19 protein-coding genes are annotated in these 19,743 nt (G+C 31.3%); 16 read left to right on the top strand and 3 right to left on the bottom strand.

The window, feature by feature from the left end; all coding sequences use genetic code 11:
- Positions 1-105: 105 nt before the first annotated feature.
- From RYO54_RS05360 to RYO54_RS05345, 4 genes are all read left to right on the top strand, one after another.
- The gene (locus RYO54_RS05360) at positions 106-477 is read left to right on the top strand and encodes a response regulator (protein ID WP_315116454.1); all 372 of its coding nucleotides are present in this window, start codon (positions 106-108) and stop codon (positions 475-477) included.
- Entirely contained in the window at positions 470-1,105 is a 636-nt protein-coding gene (locus RYO54_RS05355; protein ID WP_315116452.1) for a chemotaxis protein CheC, read from the top strand. Before RYO54_RS05360 ends, RYO54_RS05355 begins: the two co-directional genes overlap by 8 nt.
- On the top strand, positions 1,098-2,030 hold the full coding sequence (locus tag RYO54_RS05350) for a sensor domain-containing diguanylate cyclase (RefSeq protein WP_315116450.1): 933 nt from the start codon (positions 1,098-1,100) through the stop codon (positions 2,028-2,030). Before RYO54_RS05355 ends, RYO54_RS05350 begins: the two co-directional genes overlap by 8 nt.
- Before the next feature lie 108 nt (positions 2,031-2,138).
- Entirely contained in the window at positions 2,139-2,450 is a 312-nt protein-coding gene (locus tag RYO54_RS05345; RefSeq protein ID WP_315116448.1) for a hypothetical protein, read from the top strand.
- 155 nt (positions 2,451-2,605) lie between these two features.
- On the opposite strand, the gene RYO54_RS05340 is transcribed toward RYO54_RS05345, so the two are convergent.
- The 3 genes from RYO54_RS05340 to ytaF all read right to left on the bottom strand — a co-directional run bounded on the left by RYO54_RS05340 (position 2,606) and on the right by ytaF (position 4,345).
- Positions 2,606-3,016, bottom strand: coding sequence for an NUDIX domain-containing protein (locus RYO54_RS05340; RefSeq protein ID WP_315116447.1), 411 nt, complete (start codon positions 3,014-3,016; stop codon positions 2,606-2,608).
- A 59-nt stretch (positions 3,017-3,075) separates the two neighbouring features.
- Complete coding sequence (locus tag RYO54_RS05335) at positions 3,076-3,390, bottom strand: hypothetical protein (protein ID WP_315116445.1); 315 nt, start codon at positions 3,388-3,390, stop codon at positions 3,076-3,078.
- 331 nt (positions 3,391-3,721) lie between these two features.
- On the bottom strand, positions 3,722-4,345 hold the full coding sequence (ytaF, locus tag RYO54_RS05330) for a sporulation membrane protein YtaF (protein ID WP_315116443.1): 624 nt from the start codon (positions 4,343-4,345) through the stop codon (positions 3,722-3,724).
- A 180-nt stretch (positions 4,346-4,525) separates the two neighbouring features.
- Between ytaF and RYO54_RS05325 the strand changes: the two genes are divergently transcribed.
- The 12 genes from RYO54_RS05325 (at position 4,526) to RYO54_RS05270 (ending at position 19,741) form a co-directional block, all read left to right on the top strand.
- On the top strand, positions 4,526-6,253 hold the full coding sequence (locus tag RYO54_RS05325; RefSeq protein WP_315116441.1) for an ABC transporter ATP-binding protein: 1,728 nt from the start codon (positions 4,526-4,528) through the stop codon (positions 6,251-6,253).
- Positions 6,254-8,083, top strand: a complete 1,830-nt coding sequence (locus RYO54_RS05320) for an ABC transporter ATP-binding protein (protein WP_315116439.1) — start codon at positions 6,254-6,256, stop codon at positions 8,081-8,083.
- Positions 8,084-8,162: 79 nt separating this feature from the next.
- Entirely contained in the window at positions 8,163-8,918 is a 756-nt protein-coding gene (locus RYO54_RS05315) for a VCBS repeat-containing protein (protein ID WP_315116437.1), read from the top strand.
- Positions 8,919-9,082: 164 nt separating this feature from the next.
- A complete protein-coding gene (locus RYO54_RS05310) occupies positions 9,083-10,063 on the top strand; it encodes an aromatic acid exporter family protein (RefSeq protein WP_315116435.1) in 981 nt (326 codons plus the stop codon).
- A 106-nt stretch (positions 10,064-10,169) separates the two neighbouring features.
- The gene (locus RYO54_RS05305) at positions 10,170-11,072 is read left to right on the top strand and encodes a ribonuclease Z (RefSeq protein ID WP_315116433.1); all 903 of its coding nucleotides are present in this window, start codon (positions 10,170-10,172) and stop codon (positions 11,070-11,072) included.
- A 258-nt stretch (positions 11,073-11,330) separates the two neighbouring features.
- On the top strand, positions 11,331-11,798 hold the full coding sequence (locus RYO54_RS05300) for a MarR family winged helix-turn-helix transcriptional regulator (RefSeq protein WP_315116431.1): 468 nt from the start codon (positions 11,331-11,333) through the stop codon (positions 11,796-11,798).
- Positions 11,799-11,814: 16 nt separating this feature from the next.
- Complete coding sequence (locus RYO54_RS05295) at positions 11,815-13,542, top strand: ABC transporter ATP-binding protein (RefSeq protein ID WP_315116429.1); 1,728 nt, start codon at positions 11,815-11,817, stop codon at positions 13,540-13,542.
- Complete coding sequence (locus RYO54_RS05290) at positions 13,539-15,416, top strand: ABC transporter ATP-binding protein (RefSeq protein ID WP_315116427.1); 1,878 nt, start codon at positions 13,539-13,541, stop codon at positions 15,414-15,416. The genes RYO54_RS05295 and RYO54_RS05290 overlap by 4 nt, the downstream gene beginning before the upstream one ends.
- 156 nt (positions 15,417-15,572) lie before the next feature.
- On the top strand, positions 15,573-16,304 hold the full coding sequence (locus tag RYO54_RS05285; protein ID WP_315116426.1) for a GntR family transcriptional regulator: 732 nt from the start codon (positions 15,573-15,575) through the stop codon (positions 16,302-16,304).
- 80 nt (positions 16,305-16,384) lie between these two features.
- Positions 16,385-18,121, top strand: a complete 1,737-nt coding sequence (locus RYO54_RS05280; protein ID WP_315116425.1) for an NAD(P)/FAD-dependent oxidoreductase — start codon at positions 16,385-16,387, stop codon at positions 18,119-18,121.
- A complete protein-coding gene (locus RYO54_RS05275) occupies positions 18,108-19,376 on the top strand; it encodes an FAD-dependent oxidoreductase (RefSeq protein ID WP_315116424.1) in 1,269 nt (422 codons plus the stop codon). The genes RYO54_RS05280 and RYO54_RS05275 overlap by 14 nt, the downstream gene beginning before the upstream one ends.
- Entirely contained in the window at positions 19,373-19,741 is a 369-nt protein-coding gene (locus tag RYO54_RS05270) for a DUF1667 domain-containing protein (protein WP_315116422.1), read from the top strand. Before RYO54_RS05275 ends, RYO54_RS05270 begins: the two co-directional genes overlap by 4 nt.
- Positions 19,742-19,743 lie beyond the last annotated feature (2 nt).

The raw sequence follows: 19,743 nt of genomic DNA, 5'->3' as shown, positions 1-19,743 counted from the left end.
TTGAGAAAAAGTTGAAAAAATTGCAAAAGTAGTCCCGAATGGGATTGCTTTTTTCTTTAATTATCATTAAAATTAAATGGTAATGTATTCAGGAGGGTTTGATCAATGAAGATATTGATAATCGATGATTCTAGCTTTTCACAAAAAGTTACTAATAATTTATTGAAGAAATATTTGGAGGATTTTTCTGTCCACTTTGCTGCTGATGGACAAGAAGGTTGTGAAAAATATAAAATCTTAAATCCAGATTATACTTTTGTAGATTTATTGATGCCAAAAGTAAATGGAATAGAGCTTATAAAAAGGATTAGAGAAGAAGATAAGGATGCTAAGATAGTTGTAATTTCAGCAGATGTTCAAGTAAGTGTAAAGGAAGAAGTAGAACAACTAGGGGTTATGACTTTTATAAATAAACCATTTAATGATGATAAAGCAAAGCTTGTAAGTCAATTAATAAGGAATGATATAAATGAGTGATAATGATTTAAGATATGATGCATTAAAAGAGCTATTCAATATAAGTGTTGGAAAGGCTGCGTCCATGCTCTCGGAAATGATTAATAGTAAAATCATATTGGATGTACCCTATGTAGATATAATACATGTTATCAGTGAAGAACTTAAGATTGAGAACTATCTTCCTAAAGTATTGGAAGGGGCATTAATGGTGTCCTCAATCTCATTTAAAGAACAATTAACTGGACAAGCAAATTTAATATTTCCAGCAGATAAAATGAAAACTTTTATAAATGTTTGTATAAATAATGAGGAACCTAATACAGAAATTGATATAGATTTTACTGATATTGATTATGATATAATTAAAGAAATTGGAAACATAATTTTAAACTCAATAATTGGAGAAATAGGCAATTACATAAACATTAAATTAAACTACTCCATTCCAGAAGTTAAGATTTTTGATAGAATTGATTTTGCTAAGGATATTGAGAGCAAAGAAAATACTCACATATTAATGCTTTACATTACATTTAACATAGATAATGTTAAAATAGATGGTGCAATAATAATTGACTTAACTATAAATTCCCTAAACGAAATGATAAATAAAATAGATATAATGGTAGATGATTTATATGGATAAGGTTTTCAAATGTATATTAAATTTAATAAATGAAGGAACCATAATATTAAATGAAGAACTTCAAATAATATTTTGGAATGATTATATGAAAAAAATAACCAAAACTTCCATGGAAGAAGTTTTGAATAAAAATATATATGAAGTTATGCCAAAGCTGAATAAAAGTTACTTTATTAAATCCATTGAGAATGTTTTAAATGACGGATGTAAAATGTTCTTTTCTGCTGCAATACACAAAGGTATAATTAATGATAATGAAAATTTTAATATTAAAATAAGTTCCATAGATAAAAATGATAAAAAATTTATACTTTTAGAATTTATAAATGTAACAAATCAATTTGCTCGAATAAATCAACTTAAAGAATATGTTAGTAAACTATACAACATGAATGAAGAACTAAAGGAAAAAGAAGAAACCATCACTAAATTAGCCTACTATGATGGACTAACTGGGCTAGCCAATAGAACTCTATTTTATGAAACAGCAGAGAGATTTATAGGGGAAGCAAAGGAAAATAATACAATATTAGGACTATTGTTTATAGATTTAGATGAATTTAAATTTATTAACGACACTTATGGTCATAGTGTTGGAGATGAAGTTTTAATAAATGTTGCTAAATCTTTAGTAGAATGCGTAAGGGATGGAGATATGGTTTGTAGATTTGGAGGAGATGAATTTTTAATTATTATACCTAATCTAAGGAGCAGTGAGGATTTAGAGAATATAATTAAAAGGATTTTAAATTCTAAAGATAGGTTTACTGAAAATATAAATTCTGATATAGAAGTATCCTTTAGTATAGGATCTAGTATTTATCCTTATAATGGAGAAGATATAAACACACTAATACAAAAGGCTGACAAAGCAATGTATGTAGCAAAAGGTAAAGTTGTAAGTTATCAAGCCGATTTTCTTTAAAGAGAATCGGCTTCTATTATATATATAATATTAATAGGAGGAAAAGGCTTTTCTTTATAGAATAGTACTATTGATATGGTTAAATATTTAGAAAGGTAGATGAAATAAATGGAAAAGGATTTAGAGTTTAAATATGGAGATCAGGAGCAAGTTATACAGTATAATTCTGGAGATAAGATGAATTTTACATTTCCACAAGGAGCGGTTTTCTTTGTAGGAAGTAACGAAGGAATGGTATTATGTAACAAGATAAATATATTTAAAGAGGAACTTGGATATCAGATCCATACAAAAATTGAGCTACGCAATGATGAAGATATAATAGGTGTTTTCTTCGTTGATGTAGAGAAAAGTATTCAAATAATACTGTCTTCAGATGATACTTTATTTAAAGCAGCATTTATTTACAATGCTTTTTAAAAAATATTTTACTCAATAAAAATTTAAAAACATAAAAACCTTATAGCTTGAAACTATAAGGTTTTTTGTCCTATATAAATGAAAGAATCACATCACATATAATATGTAGCTATGATTAGTACTATGATGATATAAGGTGCTATTTCTACAAATAATTATTTTATTAAATACTCTATAGCTTTTTTGGTAGTAAGAGTGATGTTATCAGGTAAATTATCAATAGAAAACCATTTAATATCTTTATGTTTATTCGGTTCCATATTTTTTACTTTCCCTTTTATAATTTCTACTAAAAAGGTAGGAGCCACCCAATGGGATTTTTCCTCTACTAATATATGATTAGTAACACCTAAAAGCTTAATTATATCAATTTCTACACCCAATTCCTCTTTGATTTCTCTTTTAATACTATCTTCAATTGTATCAAAGAACTCTACTTTTCCACCTGGTATAGACCAGTATCCAGCTTCCGGTGATCTTTCTCTCAGTAGTAGAAGTATTTCTCCATTATCATTTGAAATTACGGCCCCAACGCCGACGCCTATATAATCTTGTCCTATTTTCATTGTGAAATCACTCCAAATCTATATTATTAATTGTCTAACTTATTAATAGTTATCAAGTTCTATTTTTCAGTTTTTGAAGCTTTCGTATCTTTCGTATCTTTCGTATCTTTTGCAGCTTTCATATTTTTTGTATCTTTTTTATCTTTTGAAGCTTTCGTATTTTTATCTTTTGTCTCCTTTGCCTTTATTGCCTCTAGCTTTGCCTCTAGGCTCTGTTGCTGAGCTGCAATGGTCAATATTAAAGCTCCTACTGCAGCTGTGAAATTTCCTAAAACATTTGACTCATTTGCTGTTCTGCCTTCCGTTAGAGCGATGGCTACTATGTTGGCTAAAGTAGCTAATTCTTGAGGGCTTATATCATTTATGCAACTCAATTTAACCTCTCCCTTATATTACATATTATATTAAATGCAATATAGATGCAAATTGTTAAAGATTCAATAATTAGTAATTTTATTTTTAGGAATCTTTTTATCATTACTCTCATAAAATTAATTATATTTAATTATACGAGGAGGCATATAATGGGGGACAAGGGTAAAGGAAAAAGCAGCTCCACTAAGAATGGTAATAAAAAGAAGGACGCAAACAAAAATAAAGGAAAAGACACTAAGAAAAAATAACCTCAAAAATAACACTGGTGAATTTAATGTAATATTCCAGTGTTATTTTTTATTTAAACTATTATAGCATTAGAAATTTTATCTATACTAATCTTAAAACTGCTAAAACTATAAGGAGTACTCCTGAGAGCCAGGATAAATTAATTTTTGATTTTTCAACGAATTTTTTGCCTAAAAATAATCCCGATAATACAGCAACCATACCAGAAATTAAGGACAATAATATAACTTGTATATAGTTGATACTACCCAAACTACTTCCAAAGCCTACAGCCAATGAGTCTAAAGAAAGGGCCACTGCAAGATACAAGGCTTCCTTTGCACTAAGATCTTTTGAATTATTTGAATCGGCTTTAGTTTCGTCTACATATATATCTATAATAAATTGAATATCTGAAAATTTTAATTTTAACTTTCTAGTTGATGTTGAACTTTTCTGTAAGTATGTTTTTACAATGGATTCAAACAAATAATATATACCTAATAATAATAAAATTATAAAGCTTATTATTGATGTTATATTTCCTGGTACAATTTTTTTTACTAAGGAACCAAAAAAAAGAGATATACCAAGAATACATGAACAAACAATATTAATAATAGCTACTGAAGAAAAAGGTATTTTTATCTTACTTGTTCCATAGGCAATACTAGCCACAAATGCATCTAAAGATAATGCTGATACTAATAATATAGATTCTAACATCATACCTCTCCTTTATTTTTTACTATTAATATGTTATTCCTGTGGTTATAAATGGTTACTAAGGCTTATAACATTAGTTTTTTATTTTAAAATACATCATAATGATAATGGTCTATACTTTTTATGCTATAATTTAGAAATATAAAGTATTTTAAGTTAGAGATTAAGAGAGGGATTTAAGTGAGTTATTTAAATAAATATGTAAAAATATATTGGAAAAAATATGCCGTTGTATTAGTTTTTCTAATCATTGAGGCCTTTTGTGATTTAATGCAGCCTACTATAGTATCAAAGATTATTGATAATGGAGTACTCAAAAATAATATGGATTATGTTTTAAATATGGGTGGAGTAATGCTTGCGGTTACAGCCTTAGGAGCTATGTCAGCAGTTACTCGTAACATTATATCTAGCAACGTATCTCAAAGATTTGGAAGTAAACTAAGAGAAGATCTTTTCAAAAAAATACAGGGCTTTTCATTTGGTAATATTGATAAATTTCAGGGAGCATCTCTCATGACTAGATTAACTAATGATGTAAATCAAGTGCAAAATTTTGCACATGGGATGATGAGGATATTTGTAAAGGCCCCACTTTTGTGTATTGGAAGCCTTATAATGGCGACTTTAATTAATCCTTCTATGGCATTAATACTATTAGCTGTGGTGCCAATTATTGCAGTTCTTATATTTATTAATATGAGAGCTGGGTATCCATATTTTGTTAAAATACAAAAATCACTAGATAGAGTAAATGCTGTAATGAGAGAATATTTAGCGGGTATAAGAGTGGTTAAAGCTTTTAATCGTTTTGACTACGAGATAAATCGCTTTGAAGGGGCAAATAATGAATTAGCACAAATATCTATTAAAGGGACTAGAGTACTTTCAATATTTAATCCACTTATAACTTTAACAGTAAATATAGGCATAGTGCTACTACTATGGTTTGGAGGAGTGAGGGTTAACAGCGGAAACATGCAGGTAGGACAAATAATTGCTTTTACAAATTATATGACACAAATTCTATTTTCTCTTATAATGTTATCTCATGTATTTACAATGTTTATAAGGGCAAAGGCTTCCGCAGAACGTATAGGAGAGGTTTTTGAGGAAGAAAATAATATAAATATGAAGGAAGAAACTATAAGTTTTAAAGAAACTCGTGGAAAAATAAATTTTGAAGATGTGAGTTTTTCCTACAATGGGGATAAAAGCGAACCTGTCTTAAAAAATATTACTTTTACATGTAAGCCAGGGGAAACCTTAGGAATCATTGGTTCCACAGGAGCTGGTAAAAGTACTTTAGTTAATTTAATACCACGTTTCTATGACACAACTTCTGGAGTTGTAAAAGTAGATGGAGTGAATATAAAAGATTTAAACCTTAAAGATTTACGAGAAATAATAGGCATAGTTCCTCAAAAGAGTACTCTATTTACAGGAACAATAATGGAAAATATAAAATGGGGAAATGAGTTTGCAACTATAGAAGAAGTGGAAGAAGCAGCGCAGATTTCCCAGGCACATGAATTTATATCCTCCTTTCCAGAGGGGTATAATACTGTATTGGGACAGGGAGGAGTAAATCTTTCAGGAGGGCAAAAACAGAGAATTTCAATTGCTCGTGCATTAGTTAAAAAACCTAAGATACTTATTCTAGATGATTCTACTAGCGCTGTAGATGCAGCTACAGAAGGAAAGATAAGGGAAGATTTAAAAAGATATTCTAGCAATACTACCTGTATTTTAATTGCTCAAAGAATTACTTCAGTGATGAGTGCTGATAGGATAATTGTTTTAGATAATGGCTCTATTGTAGGTATGGGAACACATGAAGAATTGATGAATGACTGTGATATTTATAAAGAAATATTCCGTTCACAAATAGGAAAGGAGGGTGTGTAAATGGAGAGAAAAGGATTTGGGTTACCCTCTAAAAATAAAGGTACCTTTGGACGTGGAATGAAACCCGTTGTTAAACCTAAAAATTTCAAAGAAACCTTTCTTAGATTATGGACTTATTTTGGCAAAGAGAGAAAACTTTTGTTAGTAGTGTTTTCATTGATAATCATAAGTTCAGCACTTGGATTGATGGTGCCATACTTCATAGGGAAAGCTGTAGATATTATATCATTAGGGGAAATGAAAGTAGATTTTAATGGGCTTAAGATAATTATAGGAATACTTGTAATTACATATTTTGTAGATAGTTTTATAAGTTTTATTCAAGGATGGATTATGGCTGGATTATCTCAAAGAATAGTTTTTACTTTGAGGGCTTCACTTTTTGATAAGCTTCAAAATTTACCTATATCTTTTTTCGATACCCATACTCATGGAGAAATAATGAGTAGGTTATCTAATGATATAGAAAATGTGAGTACTACCATATCTCAATCTACTATTCAGTTAATGTCAAGTTCAATAAATATTTTAGGAGCTTTTATAATGATGCTCATTTTAAGTCCGCTGCTTACTTTGGCTAGTATGATTACCATCCCCATGGTGTTTTTACTCACGGGCAATATAGCAAAGAAGACAAAGGTTTTATTTAAGGAGCAACAAGTAATATTAGGAAGTTTAAATGGGCATATAGAGGAGTCCATATCAGGTATTGTAGTAGTAAAAGCATTTAATCGTGAGGATAAAATAATTGAAGAATTCCATAAGATTAATTCAAACTTATGCGAGGTGGGGATAAAGGCTCAAATTTGGTCTGGATACCTAATGCCTCTAATGAATGTAATTAATAATTTTGGATTTGCGGTAGTTGCTGTTGTGGGAGGAATTTTATCCATAAAAAGCGGGATTGCAGGTGGAATTACAGTAGGAATAATAGCTAGTTTTTTAAGTTATTCCAGGCAATTTACTAGACCTTTAAATGATTTAGCAAATATATTCAATACTTTACAATCAGCTGTTGCTGGTGCAGAAAGGGTTTTTGAAATTTTAGATGAAAAAGAGGAAGTTAAAGATATAAAAGAAGCTAAAATTCTAGAAAATATTAGAGGAGAAGTAGAGTTTAGAGACGTAACCTTTGGATATAGAGAGACTGTACCAGTAATAAGAAACATAAGTTTTAAAGTAAAAGAAGGAACCAACATCGCTTTAGTAGGACCCACAGGAGCAGGTAAAACCACTATTGTAAATTTGCTCACCCGTTTTTATGAAGCTACTGATGGAGAAATATTAATTGATGATAAAAATATAAAAGAATATACTAGGGATAGCCTAAGAAGATGCTTTGGCATGGTTTTACAAGATACATATTTATTTTCAGGAACAGTAAAAGAAAACATTAAATATGGAAGATTAGAGGCTAGGGATGAAGAAATAGAGGAGGCAGCTAAAATGGCTAATGCCCATTCTTTTATAAAAAAATTGCCACAAGGTTACGATACTCTTCTGATTGAAGGTGGAGTGAACTTAAGTCAAGGGCAAAGACAGCTTTTAGCCATAGCTAGGGCAATTTTATCAAATCCTTCTATACTTATACTAGATGAAGCCACTAGTAGTGTTGATACTCGTACAGAACTAAGAATACAAGAAGCCCTCCTTAAGCTTATGAATGGAAGAACTAGTTTTATAATAGCTCATAGGTTAAGCACAATTAAAGATGCAGATGTTATTATGGTAATTGATGAAGGAAAAGTAAAAGAGAGTGGTAGTCATGATGAGCTTATAGATAAAAGAGGGTCATACTATAATCTTTATAAAAGTCAATTTTCACAGTAGATTTCTTTTACAATAGTAAACTTGTGATAATAATAAACATATTATACCTGTATAAGCAATAATTTTAAGGAGATAATTCATGTTTTATTGTCCATGGGTGCATCTTAATAGAGAAATGTCCGAAGAAAGATATCGCATAATCCAATATAAAAAAGGTGATGTAAACGGAGATAAAATAACAGACGGTGTTTACTTAATAGGAAAAAAGCCTTCTGGAGAAGAAAGTCCTTTCTATGATGATATAACTTTAGTTATTAGAGACGGAAGGGATAATAGACTGTACTGTATAAAGCTAAAAGATAACGCTGGATATGGACCAAGGATGTTTTTAGGAGATTTTACAGGGGATGGCATAGATGATATTTTTATTACAATTGATTCAGGGGGAAGTGGTGGATTTACTTACAACTACCTATATTCTTTTGTGGGAAATCAGCCTAAGAAGTTGTTTGACTATGAAGATTTTGACAAAAGCTATGAATATGAAGTGACATATAAGGATAACTACAAGGTGGAGGTATTGAGTAAAACTCTAAATAAACAGTTTATTATTGATATTTCAAATAAGCCTCAAGATTATCTAAATGAAATTTATGATAAAAATGGTAAACTCATAAAAGAGATAAAAGGAGATGTAATTGGAGTAGGAAATATATATCCTATAGATTTTAATGGAGATGGAGTCTATGAGCTTTTTGCTTTACAAAGAATAATAGGAAGATTTAATGCAGACACTTTAGGGCTTGTACAAACCTCCTTAACGTGGAATGGAGATAAGTTCATTCCTCTTAATCAGTATGTAGGTATATTTGGAGCAACGGTTAATTTAATATAACAAATAATATAATAATAGAATTATTGTAAGCAGTCTTAGGAAAATTAGACTGCTTTTTACTTCTAAGAATTTTATATTGATCATGATAAGAAGTCTTAACTAAACTATGTAAATAAAGTATAATTTTATATGACACTTAAAAAAATGCATGTTGGGAGGGTATTATGAAATTTATTGGATTTAGAACATTAAAAACCGCCATAGGAGCTTCTTTGGCAATTATAATAGGAAAAGAATTGGGATTACAATATGCTGCATCTGCAGGAATTATTACCATATTAAGCGTTCAGAAGACCCGTAGAAAGTCCGTTAAAAGCGCATTAAAAAGAATACTATCTTGTATTTTAGCCCTTTGCCTCGCAGCGATTCTATTTAATTTACTTGGCTATGGAGAAATAATTTTTGGTATTTTTCTAGTAATTTTTATACCTTTAGCAGTAAAGTTTAAGGTAGAGGATGGAATTGTTGTTAGTTCGGTATTGGTATCCCATCTCTTAGTTGAAAAATCAACTAGTGTATTCTGGTTGTGGAATGAAGTAGCACTCATGATAGTTGGGGTTACTGTAGCCTTAATATTAAATCTTTATATGCCAAATATTGAGAGACGGATAAAAGAAGATCAGTTGTTTATAGAAGAAAGTATAAAAGAAATTCTAATTAGAATAGCTGAAGCTATGAGGAATGGAAAAATTTCTAAGGAAGAGGAAGAAGAGTTACTTGTAAATTTAGAGAATAGGTTGCGTGGGGCAAGAAAACTTACTTATATAAATTTAAACAATTATTTTCGAGGGGATGATAGTTACTATGTTAGATACATGGAAATGAGAATGCAGCAATTGGAAACTTTAAAATCCATGAGGGAACATTTCAAAAGTGACTTTTCCACATATGAGCAAGCGGTAATGATGGCAGATTTCACGGAAAAGGTTGCTAACTCTATATATGAAGAAAATACCGCTGAAAATTTGATTGAAGATTTATATAGATTAAGGGAAAATTTTAGAAGTATGGCCCTTCCTATATCGCGAGAGGAATTTGAAGTTAGAGCATCCTTATTCCAATTTTTGAATGATATAAAACAATTTTTAAGGATTAAGAATGAATTTATTACAGATATAAATATACTTGAATTAAATGAAAAATAAATATTTAGCATTAAAACTGCTCGGAGGATAATTATATTTCTAGAGCAGTTTTTATAATATATTTTAAGCAGAACTTGTCAACAATATAAAGATGAGGTGATTATTTATGGTAGATATAGCACTACTAGGCTGTGGTGGAGGTATGCCTACACCTGAAAGGTTTTTATCTTCATTGCTTATAAATTATAAAGGGAGAAAAATATTAATAGATTGTGGGGAAGGAACTCAAGTATCAATGAAAATTCTTGGCTGGGGGTTTAAGTCTATTGATGTTATATGCATAACTCATGGGCATGGAGATCATATTGTAGGACTACCGGGTCTTCTTGCAACGATTGGAAATAGCGGGAGAACTGAGCCATTAACAATTATAGGACCAGAGGGTATAGAGAATATAGTAAATTGTCTTAGAGTTATAGCACCTTATCTTCCTTATGAGATAAATATAATAGAAAATCCAGCAAAGGATATATATATTAGAGACTTAACTATTTCTACATTAGAACTCAATCACTCAACACCCTGTATAGGTTATAGCTTTTACATAAATAGAAAAGCAAGATTTGATCAGGAGAAGGCAATTTTAAAAGAAGTACCAAAATTTCTTTGGAATGCACTTCAAAGGGGGGAAATTGTCATACATGATGGAAAAAAATATGAACCTAATATGGTGTTAGGAAGCGAGAGGAAAGGAATAAAGATAAGCTTTATAACAGACACGAGACCACTAAGTACTATAACTGATTTTATAAAGGATAGTGACTTATTTATATGTGAGGGTATTTATGGAAAAAACGAAGATTTAGACAAAGCAATTAATAATAAACATATGACCTTCGCTGAAGGGGCGGAATTAGCTAGTAAAGGTAAAGTTCAAGAACTTTTACTTACTCATTTTAGTCCAGCTATGATTGAGCCAGAACTATACAAAGATAATGCAGTAAGTATTTTTCCTAATACTATATTAGGAAAGGATAGATTGATTAAAACATTGATTTTTAGAGATTAGTAAAAACATAAAATATATTAGCAGGCTAATGATTAAATACTTAATAAAAATAGAAAATGTTTTCAAAAATAAATTTATTATAAGAACGTAGAAATTATGTTGCTTTTATATAATGTTCTGAATATTAACGGAATAGGATATCATATTTATGTTAACAAATTGTTTAAAATTATTATTTATTAATGATATTGACTAGTAAATATCTTACGTGATATTATTTAATATGTTTAGTAGGCTAATTAAATAGGAGGGAGAAAATTGGAATGTATTGAAAAAGATTCTTTATATCATATTTTTTCGCAAGTAATAAGACTTCATTATTATAGAACTCATAAACTATTAGAAAAAGTTGGGGTGTATCCAGGTCAACCTCCCATGCTTATGGCATTACATATTAAAGATGGGCAAAGTCAAAAGGAATTATCAGATAAATTGAATATAAAACCTGCCACTATTACTATGATGTTAAAAAGAATGGAAAAGTTTGATTTGGTGGAACGAAAAGTAGATGCTGAGGATCAAAGAGTTGTGAGGGTCTATTTAACAGAGCAAGGGAAAAATCTAAGTAAAGAAGTAATTCAAATTATGAAAATTATTAACCAGGAATGTTTTTCTAATTTTACAGAAGAAGAGAAAGTTTTGCTTAGAAGGTTACTAATGCAAATGAAAGACAACCTTGAAGAAGTATGTGATAAAAAATTAGATATGCAATCACAGGAGAATTAGATGGAGATGATAATTTATGATTAAGCTGTTCAAATTTTTAAAGCCTTATGCAGCTTCAATAGCTGCAGTGTTAGTACTAGTATTTTTTCAATCAATTTCAGAATTATATTTACCCACATTGATGTCGGACATTGTTAACAAAGGTATAGTTAGTGGAGATACAAATTATATTTTAAAAATTGGAGGAATAATGTTAATAGTAGCTGCAGGAGGTACAATATGTACAATCGTTGCCAGCTTTTTGTCCTCAAAAATTGCAATGGGATTTGGTAAAATTCTTAGAAATAATATTTTTTCTAGAGTTGAGAGCTACTCTCTCCAGGAATTTGATAAGATAGGAACCTCCTCTCTTATTACCAGGACTACAAATGATATAACGCAAATTCAACAAGTGGTTATTATAATTTTAAGAATAATGATTAGTGCACCTATGATGTGCATAGGCGGTATTATCATGGCGGTGTCAAAGGATGCAACCCTATCTTTAGTTATAGTAGCTGCAGTTCCTATAATAGCAGGTACTATATTTATTGTAGTAAGAAAAGGAATTCCATTATTTAAGGTAATGCAAACAAAGTTGGATAAGCTTAATCTTGTTCTGCGTGAAAATCTTATTGGAATTAGAGTAATACGTGCTTTTAATCGCAATGATCACGAAAAGAAACGCTTTGATGAGGCGAATTTAGATCTTACTAATACTGCTATAAAGGTAAATAAAATAATGGCTGCAATGATGCCTACAATGATGTTACTTCTTAACTTTACCACTATAGCGATTATTTGGTTTGGTGGTATTCGTATTGATAGAGGCTATATGCAAGTTGGAGATTTAATGGCATTTATTCAATATGTTATGCAGATTATGTTCTCTTTAATTATGGTTTCTATGATGTTTGTATTAATACCACGTGCTTCCGCTTCAGCAACGAGAATAAATGAAGTATTAGACATGATACCACAAATCAACGACCCTGAAGAAATTGTTAGCGCTAATAGTAAAAGAGGTTATGTGGAATTTAAGGATGTTGCTTTTAGCTATTCAGGAGCTGAGCAGCCAGCCATTAAAAACATTTCTTTTAGTGCAAAGCCAGGGGAGGTAACTGCAATAATAGGAGGTACTGGATCTGGAAAGTCTGCTTTGATAAATTTAATTCCACGTTTTTATGATGTGGATAGAGGAAGTATTTTAGTCAATGGTGTAGATATTAAAGAAATGTCTCAAGAAGAGTTAAGAGCTAAAATAGGATTTGTACCACAAAAGGCAGTTCTCTTCAGTGGCACAATTGAAGAAAATATTAAATATGGAAAAGAAGATGCCACAAGAGAAGAAATTCTTCATGCTAGTGAAATAGCTCAAGCTACAGAATTTATAAGCAATATGAAGGATGGTTTAGATTCAATGATAGCTCAAGGTGGTACAAATGTTTCAGGGGGACAGAAACAACGTTTATCAATTGCTCGTGCCTTAGTTAGAAAGCCAGAGATATATATTTTTGATGACAGTTTCTCAGCCTTAGATTTTAAAACTGATGCAAAATTACGTGCAGCATTGAAAAGTGAAACGAAAGATTCCACTATGATTATAGTAGCTCAAAGGGTAAGTACCGTTATGAATGCAGATAGAATTATAGTTTTGGATAATGGTGAGATCGCAGGAATGGGTAGACATAAAGAGCTTTTAAATAACTGTGAAGTATATCGTGAAATTGTATCTTCACAGCTTTCAGAGGAGGAATTGGCATGAGTGAAAAACGTAGAGAAAGAAAATCCGGTGGAGGATTAGGAAGAGGCCATGGAGGCCCTGCAATGGGCATGCCAGTAGAAAAGGCAAAGGATTTTAAAGGTACGTTAAAAAGACTTTTAGGGTATCTAAAACCCCTTAAAGTTCAGCTCATTGCAGTATTTATTATGGCAATATTGAGTACTACTTTTACAATTCTAAGCCCTGAAATTTTGGGTAAGGTAACAACTACTTTATTTACTGGAATAATGCAGAGAATTAAGGTTCCAAATGCGCCTATAGACTTTGATTATATATATAAAACCCTTGCTATTTTAGCTGCATTATATATTGGCAGTGCATTCTTTTCCTACATTCAACAATATATAATGGCAGGAGTAGCACAAAAAACCGTTCTTAATATGCGTAAGGATGTAAATGAAAAACTTTCCCGTTTGCCATTAAAGTTTTTCGATTCTCATACCCACGGAGAAATATTAAGCCGTGTCACAAATGATGTGGATAATATCAGTAGTACGTTGCAACAGAGCATTACACAGCTTATTACTTCTATTGTTACCATAGTTGGAATTATAATAATGATGCTTAAAATAAGCCCAATAATGACTCTTATTACTTTTGTTACATTGCCACTCTCAGTTATAGCAACTAAAGTAGTAGCATCTCGCTCACAAAAGTTTTTTAAGGATCAGCAAAAGTCCTTAGGTGAACTTAACGGTCATGTAGAAGAAATGTACACAGGTCATAAAATAGTTAAAGCTTTTGGGCATGAAAGCAAATCTATAAAAGAGTTCAATAAAATTAATGAAGAACTCTATGAGGCCGGTTGGAAAGCGCAATTTATTTCTGGTATTATAATGCCAATTATTACTTTCGTAAATAATATAGGATATGTGTTTGTATCTGTAGTCGGTGGTATTCTAGTAACAAAGAGGTCTATTGAAATAGGTGACATACAGGCATTCATTCAATATTCAAAGCAGTTTACACAGCCTATAGTTCAAACGGCAAATATTGCAAACATCATTCAATCTACCATTGCATCCGCAGAGCGTGTTTTTGAACTGTTAGATGAAGAGGAAGAAATTCCTGATAGTGATGATACTAAAATTATAGAATTTCCTAGTGGTAATGTAAAATTTGAAAATGTTGATTTTGGATACAAAGAAGGGGTTACTCTAATTGAAGATATGAATATAGATGTATCAGAAGGTCAAACCATTGCTATTGTAGGCCCTACTGGGGCAGGTAAAACTACCCTTGTAAACTTACTTATGCGTTTTTATGAAATCAATGATGGTAAAATCACCGTTGATGGAGTTGATATAAGGGAATTAAAACGTGAAGATTTACGTAGTGTTTTTGGCATGGTGCTTCAAGATACTTGGCTTTTTAATGGAAGCATAAAGGATAATATTGCTTATGGGCGTGAAGGTGCTAGTGAGGAAGAGATTATAAGAGCAGCAAAGGCAGCTCATGCTGATCACTTTATTAGAACTCTTCCAGAGGGATATGATACTGTTCTTAATGAAGAGGCATCTAACATTTCTCAAGGACAAAAACAGTTATTAACTATCGCTAGAGCAATACTGGCAGATCCAGTAATACTCATACTTGATGAAGCCACAAGTAGTGTAGATACTAGAACAGAAGTTTATATACAAAGAGCTATGACTGAACTTATGAAAGGAAGAACAAGTTTTGTAATTGCTCATAGATTATCTACTATTCGCGATGCGGATTTAATACTTGTTATGAATAATGGCTCTATAATTGAACAGGGTAACCACGATGAATTACTAGCTCAAGGTGGATTCTATGCAGATCTTTATAATAGTCAGTTCACCGGTGCAAGTTTAGAAAAGGAAATTATATAAGTATAAATTTAAAATGGGTTTAGCAAATTTTATTTTGCTAAACCCATTTTTACGTGGAAATTAGCTTATAAATAATAGAATTTTTTATTACTAACATTAATATAATTAAGCAAATATATTAAATCTCAATAATTAATCAGAAAGGGTAGGGATTGTATGTTAGATAGACGTAAACCAATTCCAATATATATTCAGCTAAAGGAAGAGATAGTGAAAAAAGTTAAAGAAGGAACATTTGAAGTAGATGCTCAAATTCCAACGGAAAGAGAATTTATGGAGAGATATAAAATTGGTCGTGCTACTGTTAGAGAAGCCATTACAGGATTAGTTAGAGAAGGTTATTTATATAGAAAGCAGGGTATAGGAACTTTTGTTGCAAGAAAAGAGCCTGCTATTGGTTTCGAGCCCTTAATAAGCCTTACCTATTCTTTGAAGGTAAGAGGGATAAATCCTAAAAATATAATAGATGAAAGCAAAGTTATAACCCTAGATAATAAATTATGCAAAAGACTTAAATGGGAAAGGAAACAGGATTGCTTTTATTTAAGAAGAATTCGCTACGCAGAAAAGTTGCCAATTGCCATAGAAGAATCCTATTTTAATGTAGAAGCTGTGGAACTTTTAAAAAATTTTGATCTTAATGATTCACTTGCAAAGATTATATTAGAAGAACTTAAATTTACTATAAGTAGAGTGGAACAAGTTATTATACCAAGAAATCCAAGTGAAGATGAACAGAATATCTTAAAGGTAGATTATAATGCCGTAGTAATTGATATGGAGAGATGGATATACATAAATAATGAAAAAGAGCCTTATTATTATCTAAGGTTTGTAATTCCTAATGATATATATAAATATCCCATAGAGGATTTAAGAAAAAACTAATTGGAATATATATGTAATGCTAATAATAAGATATTACTAAATAGGATGTTCGGACAACATTATGACAGTAGGGGTGGGGTATGAAAAAAATATTAAAAGATATTGAAGAGAGTATTAATAAAAAATTATCTTCTAAGATCTATTGCAGGCAGTGGAGGGATTCCATCGTACTAGAAGGAGAAGTAGATAACTGGCATCAGGTGATTACAGCAGGCAAAATTGCTGCAGGAAAAGGATTTAAGGGAGTGGTAAATAAAATTCAGGTAAAAGACTTAATAATCCCTCCTATTGAAAAACCAATATTAAATGATTCTGCACTACATGGGAGGCGTGTAGATGTATTAATAATTGGAGGTGGAGTTATAGGTAGTGCCATAGGAAGAGAATTGGCTAGATATAATATTTCAATTTTACTGGTAGAAAAAGAGGATGATGTAGCAGTCCATGCTTCTTCAAGGAATGATGGTATGATTCATCCAGGTATAGCCTCAAAACCAGGAAGCAAAAAGGGTTACTACAACGTAAAAGGCAACAAAATGTATACAAAAATTGCAGAAGAATTAGATGTGGAATTTAAAAGAAGAGGGAATATTATTCTATACGAAAAGCATTGGATGAAAGTCGTAGCACCTATAGTGTATAACAGAGCTAAAAAGCTAGGAGTGGAAGGTGTAACGCATGTGCCATTAAAAGAACTAAGAAAATTAGAACCAAACATCACAGAGAAGGCAGCTGGAGGATTCTCCTTTCCAACCACAGGGATTTTATCACCCTATAAGATGACTGTGGCCTTTGCTGAAAATGCTGTAATGAATGGATTAGAATTATCATTAAATACTATAGTTGAATCTATAGAGGTTGAAAAAAATAAAATAGAGGTTGTAAATACCAACAGAGGGAAAATATATCCCAGTATTGTTATAAATGCAGCAGGGGTGTATTCTGATAAAATAGCAGAAATGGCAGGGGATCAATTTTTTACAATACATCCTAGAAAGGGAGAAGTTTTAATATTAGATAAAAAGAAAGGGGAGCTTTTCAATCGTGTATTGGCTATGCCTTCTATAAGTCAAAGATCAGGGAATACAAAAGGAGGAGGCTTAGTTAGAACCATAGATGATAATATATTAGCTGGGCCAGATGCTTATGAACAACCCTTAAGGGAGGACTATAGTAGTAATAGAGAAAATATAGAGGGAGTTATAAATAAACATTTGCCCTTAGTAAAGGGATTGTATAAAGGGGATATAATAACTTATTTTACAGGTATAAGAGCAGCTACATATGAAGAAGAGTTCATAGTTGAAAAATCGGAGTATATCCATAATTTAATTCATGCAGCGGGAATACAATCACCAGGATTAGCTTCAGCTCCTGCAATAGCAGAGGATATAGCTAGTATTGCAATAGAAGTACTTTCTCAATCTAAGAATGTATATAGGAAAGTTGATTTTAATCCAATAAGAAAGGGTATACCCGATTTAAGTAAGCTTTCTTTTGAAGAGAGAAGTAAAATTATAAAAAACAGACCGGATTATGGAGTGATTATTTGTCGTTGTGAGGAAATTAGTAAAGGAGAAATAATAGATGTGTTAAATTCTCCTGTAAAAATAAATAGTTTGGATGCTATTAAAAGAAGAGTAAGAGCAGGAATGGGTAGATGTCAGGGAGGATTTTGCACTCCTTTGATAACGGAAATAATAAGTGAAGAAGCTAATATTAAGCCAATAGAGGTAACTAAAAAAGGAAGGAAGTCTAATATATTAGTCTCTGAAACCAAAGTTTTATGGAAGGAGGAGGCAAATGGAACAGTATGATGTGATAGTAATTGGAGGCGGCCCAGCTGGGTTAGCAGCAGCATTATCTTCTAATGAAATAGGAGCAAAAACATTAATTGTGGAAAGGGAAGGTAGAGTAGGAGGAATATTAAAACAATGCATACATGATGGTTTTGGAATTATAAAGTTTAAAGAGCGACTTACTGGTCCTGAATATGCAGAAAGATATGTAAAAATGGTAGAAGAAAGTAATATATCAATTGTTACATCAGCTTTTGTAGTGAATATAGAGAAAACTGAAGAGAATTTTATTATTTCCTTAGTCAGTGGAAATAAAGGATTATATAAAGTAAGTTCTTCTTCCTTAGTGCTTGCTAATGGGTGTAGAGAAAGATCCTCAAGACAGGTATTTATTCATGGAGATAGACCAGCAGGAATACTTACAGCAGGTACAGCGCAATATTTTGTGAATATAAAAGGATATCTTCCTTGTAAGAAATGTGTGATTCTTGGAAGCGGTGATATTGGACTAATTATGGCAAGAAGATTCGTTCTTGAAGGAGGAGAGGTGTTAGGGGTATATGAAGCTAAGTCTACTCCCTCAGGTTTAACAAGAAATTTAGTTCAATGTTTAGAAGATTACTCTATTCCTCTTTATTTATCAAAAACCATTAATAGAATAATTGGTCATGACAGGGTAGAAGGGGTAGAGATAATTAGTGTAGATGAAAATATGAATCCCATAAGTGGAACTGAAGAGATAATAGAATGTGACGGGGTTATTTTATCGGTAGGTCTTATACCAGAAAACGAAATAGCTGAAAAATTAGGAGTACAAATAGATGGGAGGACAAAAGGGGCATATGTTGATCAAAACTTGATGACTTCAGTGGAAGGAGTATTTTCTTGTGGAAATGCATTACATGTAAATGATTTAGTGGACTATGTATCAGAAAGCGGTTCTATTGCAGGAAAGAGCGCTGCTAGCTATGTTAGGAATAAGGAAAAGCGAGAATTAAATAATATAGGGTGTAAGAATGAAGATTTTCTATATGTGGTTCCTCAAAGCTTTGATATCATGTCTCAGAACAAAAAAATAATATTGTATTTTAGAACTAAGGACATACGTAAGAATATCATAGTTCAGGTAAAATATAACAATAGAATAATATATATGAAAAAATATAGAAATTTAAGACCGCCAGAGATGGAAAGGATTGAAATTAATATAGATAATATAAAACCCATTTTAGGAAAAGAAATAGAAGTGATGATGCAGGGGGAGATAAAATGAAGGAGCTTACCTGTATAGTATGTCCAAATAGCTGCAATCTAGTGGTTAAAAAAATAGAAAATGAATGGGTGGTCACTGGAGGATTATGTTCTAGGGGAGAAGTTTTTGCAATAAATGAAATGGAAAACCCACGTAGAAGCCTTACTACTACAGTTAAGACAATTTATAAGGATATGCCAAGACTGCCTGTAAAAACTGATGGGGAAATACCGAAGAAAGATATATTTATTCTGATGAATACCCTAGAGAAGATTGTTGTTGATAGATTAATGTGTTGTGGAGACATAGTGGTAAAAAATATATTAGGAAGTGGTGTAAATATAGTTTCTACCTCTGACATGAATCTTTGGTTAAAGGGGGAATGAGT

Origin of the sequence: uncultured Clostridium sp. (assembly GCF_963515715.1) — a bacterium.
Classification (GTDB): Bacteria; Bacillota; Clostridia; order Clostridiales; family Clostridiaceae; genus Clostridium_AW.
The sequence above is the reverse complement of the archived record's forward strand: the minus strand, read 5'-3'. Positions and strand labels throughout refer to the sequence as shown.

Bases quoted from the DNA above. Each gene is read 5' to 3' on its own strand.
- RYO54_RS05360 (WP_315116454.1), top strand. From the start codon at position 106: ATGAAGATATTGATAATCGATGATTCTAGCTTTTCACAAAAAGTTACT.
- RYO54_RS05355 (WP_315116452.1), top strand. From the start codon at position 470: ATGAGTGATAATGATTTAAGATATGATGCATTAAAAGAGCTATTCAAT.
- RYO54_RS05350 (WP_315116450.1), top strand. From the start codon at position 1,098: ATGGATAAGGTTTTCAAATGTATATTAAATTTAATAAATGAAGGAACC.
- RYO54_RS05345 (WP_315116448.1), top strand. From the start codon at position 2,139: ATGGAAAAGGATTTAGAGTTTAAATATGGAGATCAGGAGCAAGTTATA.
- RYO54_RS05340 (WP_315116447.1), bottom strand. From the start codon at position 3,016: ATGAAAATAGGACAAGATTATATAGGCGTCGGCGTTGGGGCCGTAATT.
- ytaF (WP_315116443.1), bottom strand. From the start codon at position 4,345: ATGTTAGAATCTATATTATTAGTATCAGCATTATCTTTAGATGCATTT.
- RYO54_RS05320 (WP_315116439.1), top strand. From the start codon at position 6,254: ATGGAGAGAAAAGGATTTGGGTTACCCTCTAAAAATAAAGGTACCTTT.
- RYO54_RS05315 (WP_315116437.1), top strand. From the start codon at position 8,163: ATGTTTTATTGTCCATGGGTGCATCTTAATAGAGAAATGTCCGAAGAA.
- RYO54_RS05310 (WP_315116435.1), top strand. From the start codon at position 9,083: ATGAAATTTATTGGATTTAGAACATTAAAAACCGCCATAGGAGCTTCT.
- RYO54_RS05305 (WP_315116433.1), top strand. From the start codon at position 10,170: ATGGTAGATATAGCACTACTAGGCTGTGGTGGAGGTATGCCTACACCT.
- RYO54_RS05295 (WP_315116429.1), top strand. From the start codon at position 11,815: ATGATTAAGCTGTTCAAATTTTTAAAGCCTTATGCAGCTTCAATAGCT.
- RYO54_RS05290 (WP_315116427.1), top strand. From the start codon at position 13,539: ATGAGTGAAAAACGTAGAGAAAGAAAATCCGGTGGAGGATTAGGAAGA.
- RYO54_RS05285 (WP_315116426.1), top strand. From the start codon at position 15,573: ATGTTAGATAGACGTAAACCAATTCCAATATATATTCAGCTAAAGGAA.
- RYO54_RS05280 (WP_315116425.1), top strand. From the start codon at position 16,385: ATGAAAAAAATATTAAAAGATATTGAAGAGAGTATTAATAAAAAATTA.
- RYO54_RS05275 (WP_315116424.1), top strand. From the start codon at position 18,108: ATGGAACAGTATGATGTGATAGTAATTGGAGGCGGCCCAGCTGGGTTA.
- RYO54_RS05270 (WP_315116422.1), top strand. From the start codon at position 19,373: ATGAAGGAGCTTACCTGTATAGTATGTCCAAATAGCTGCAATCTAGTG.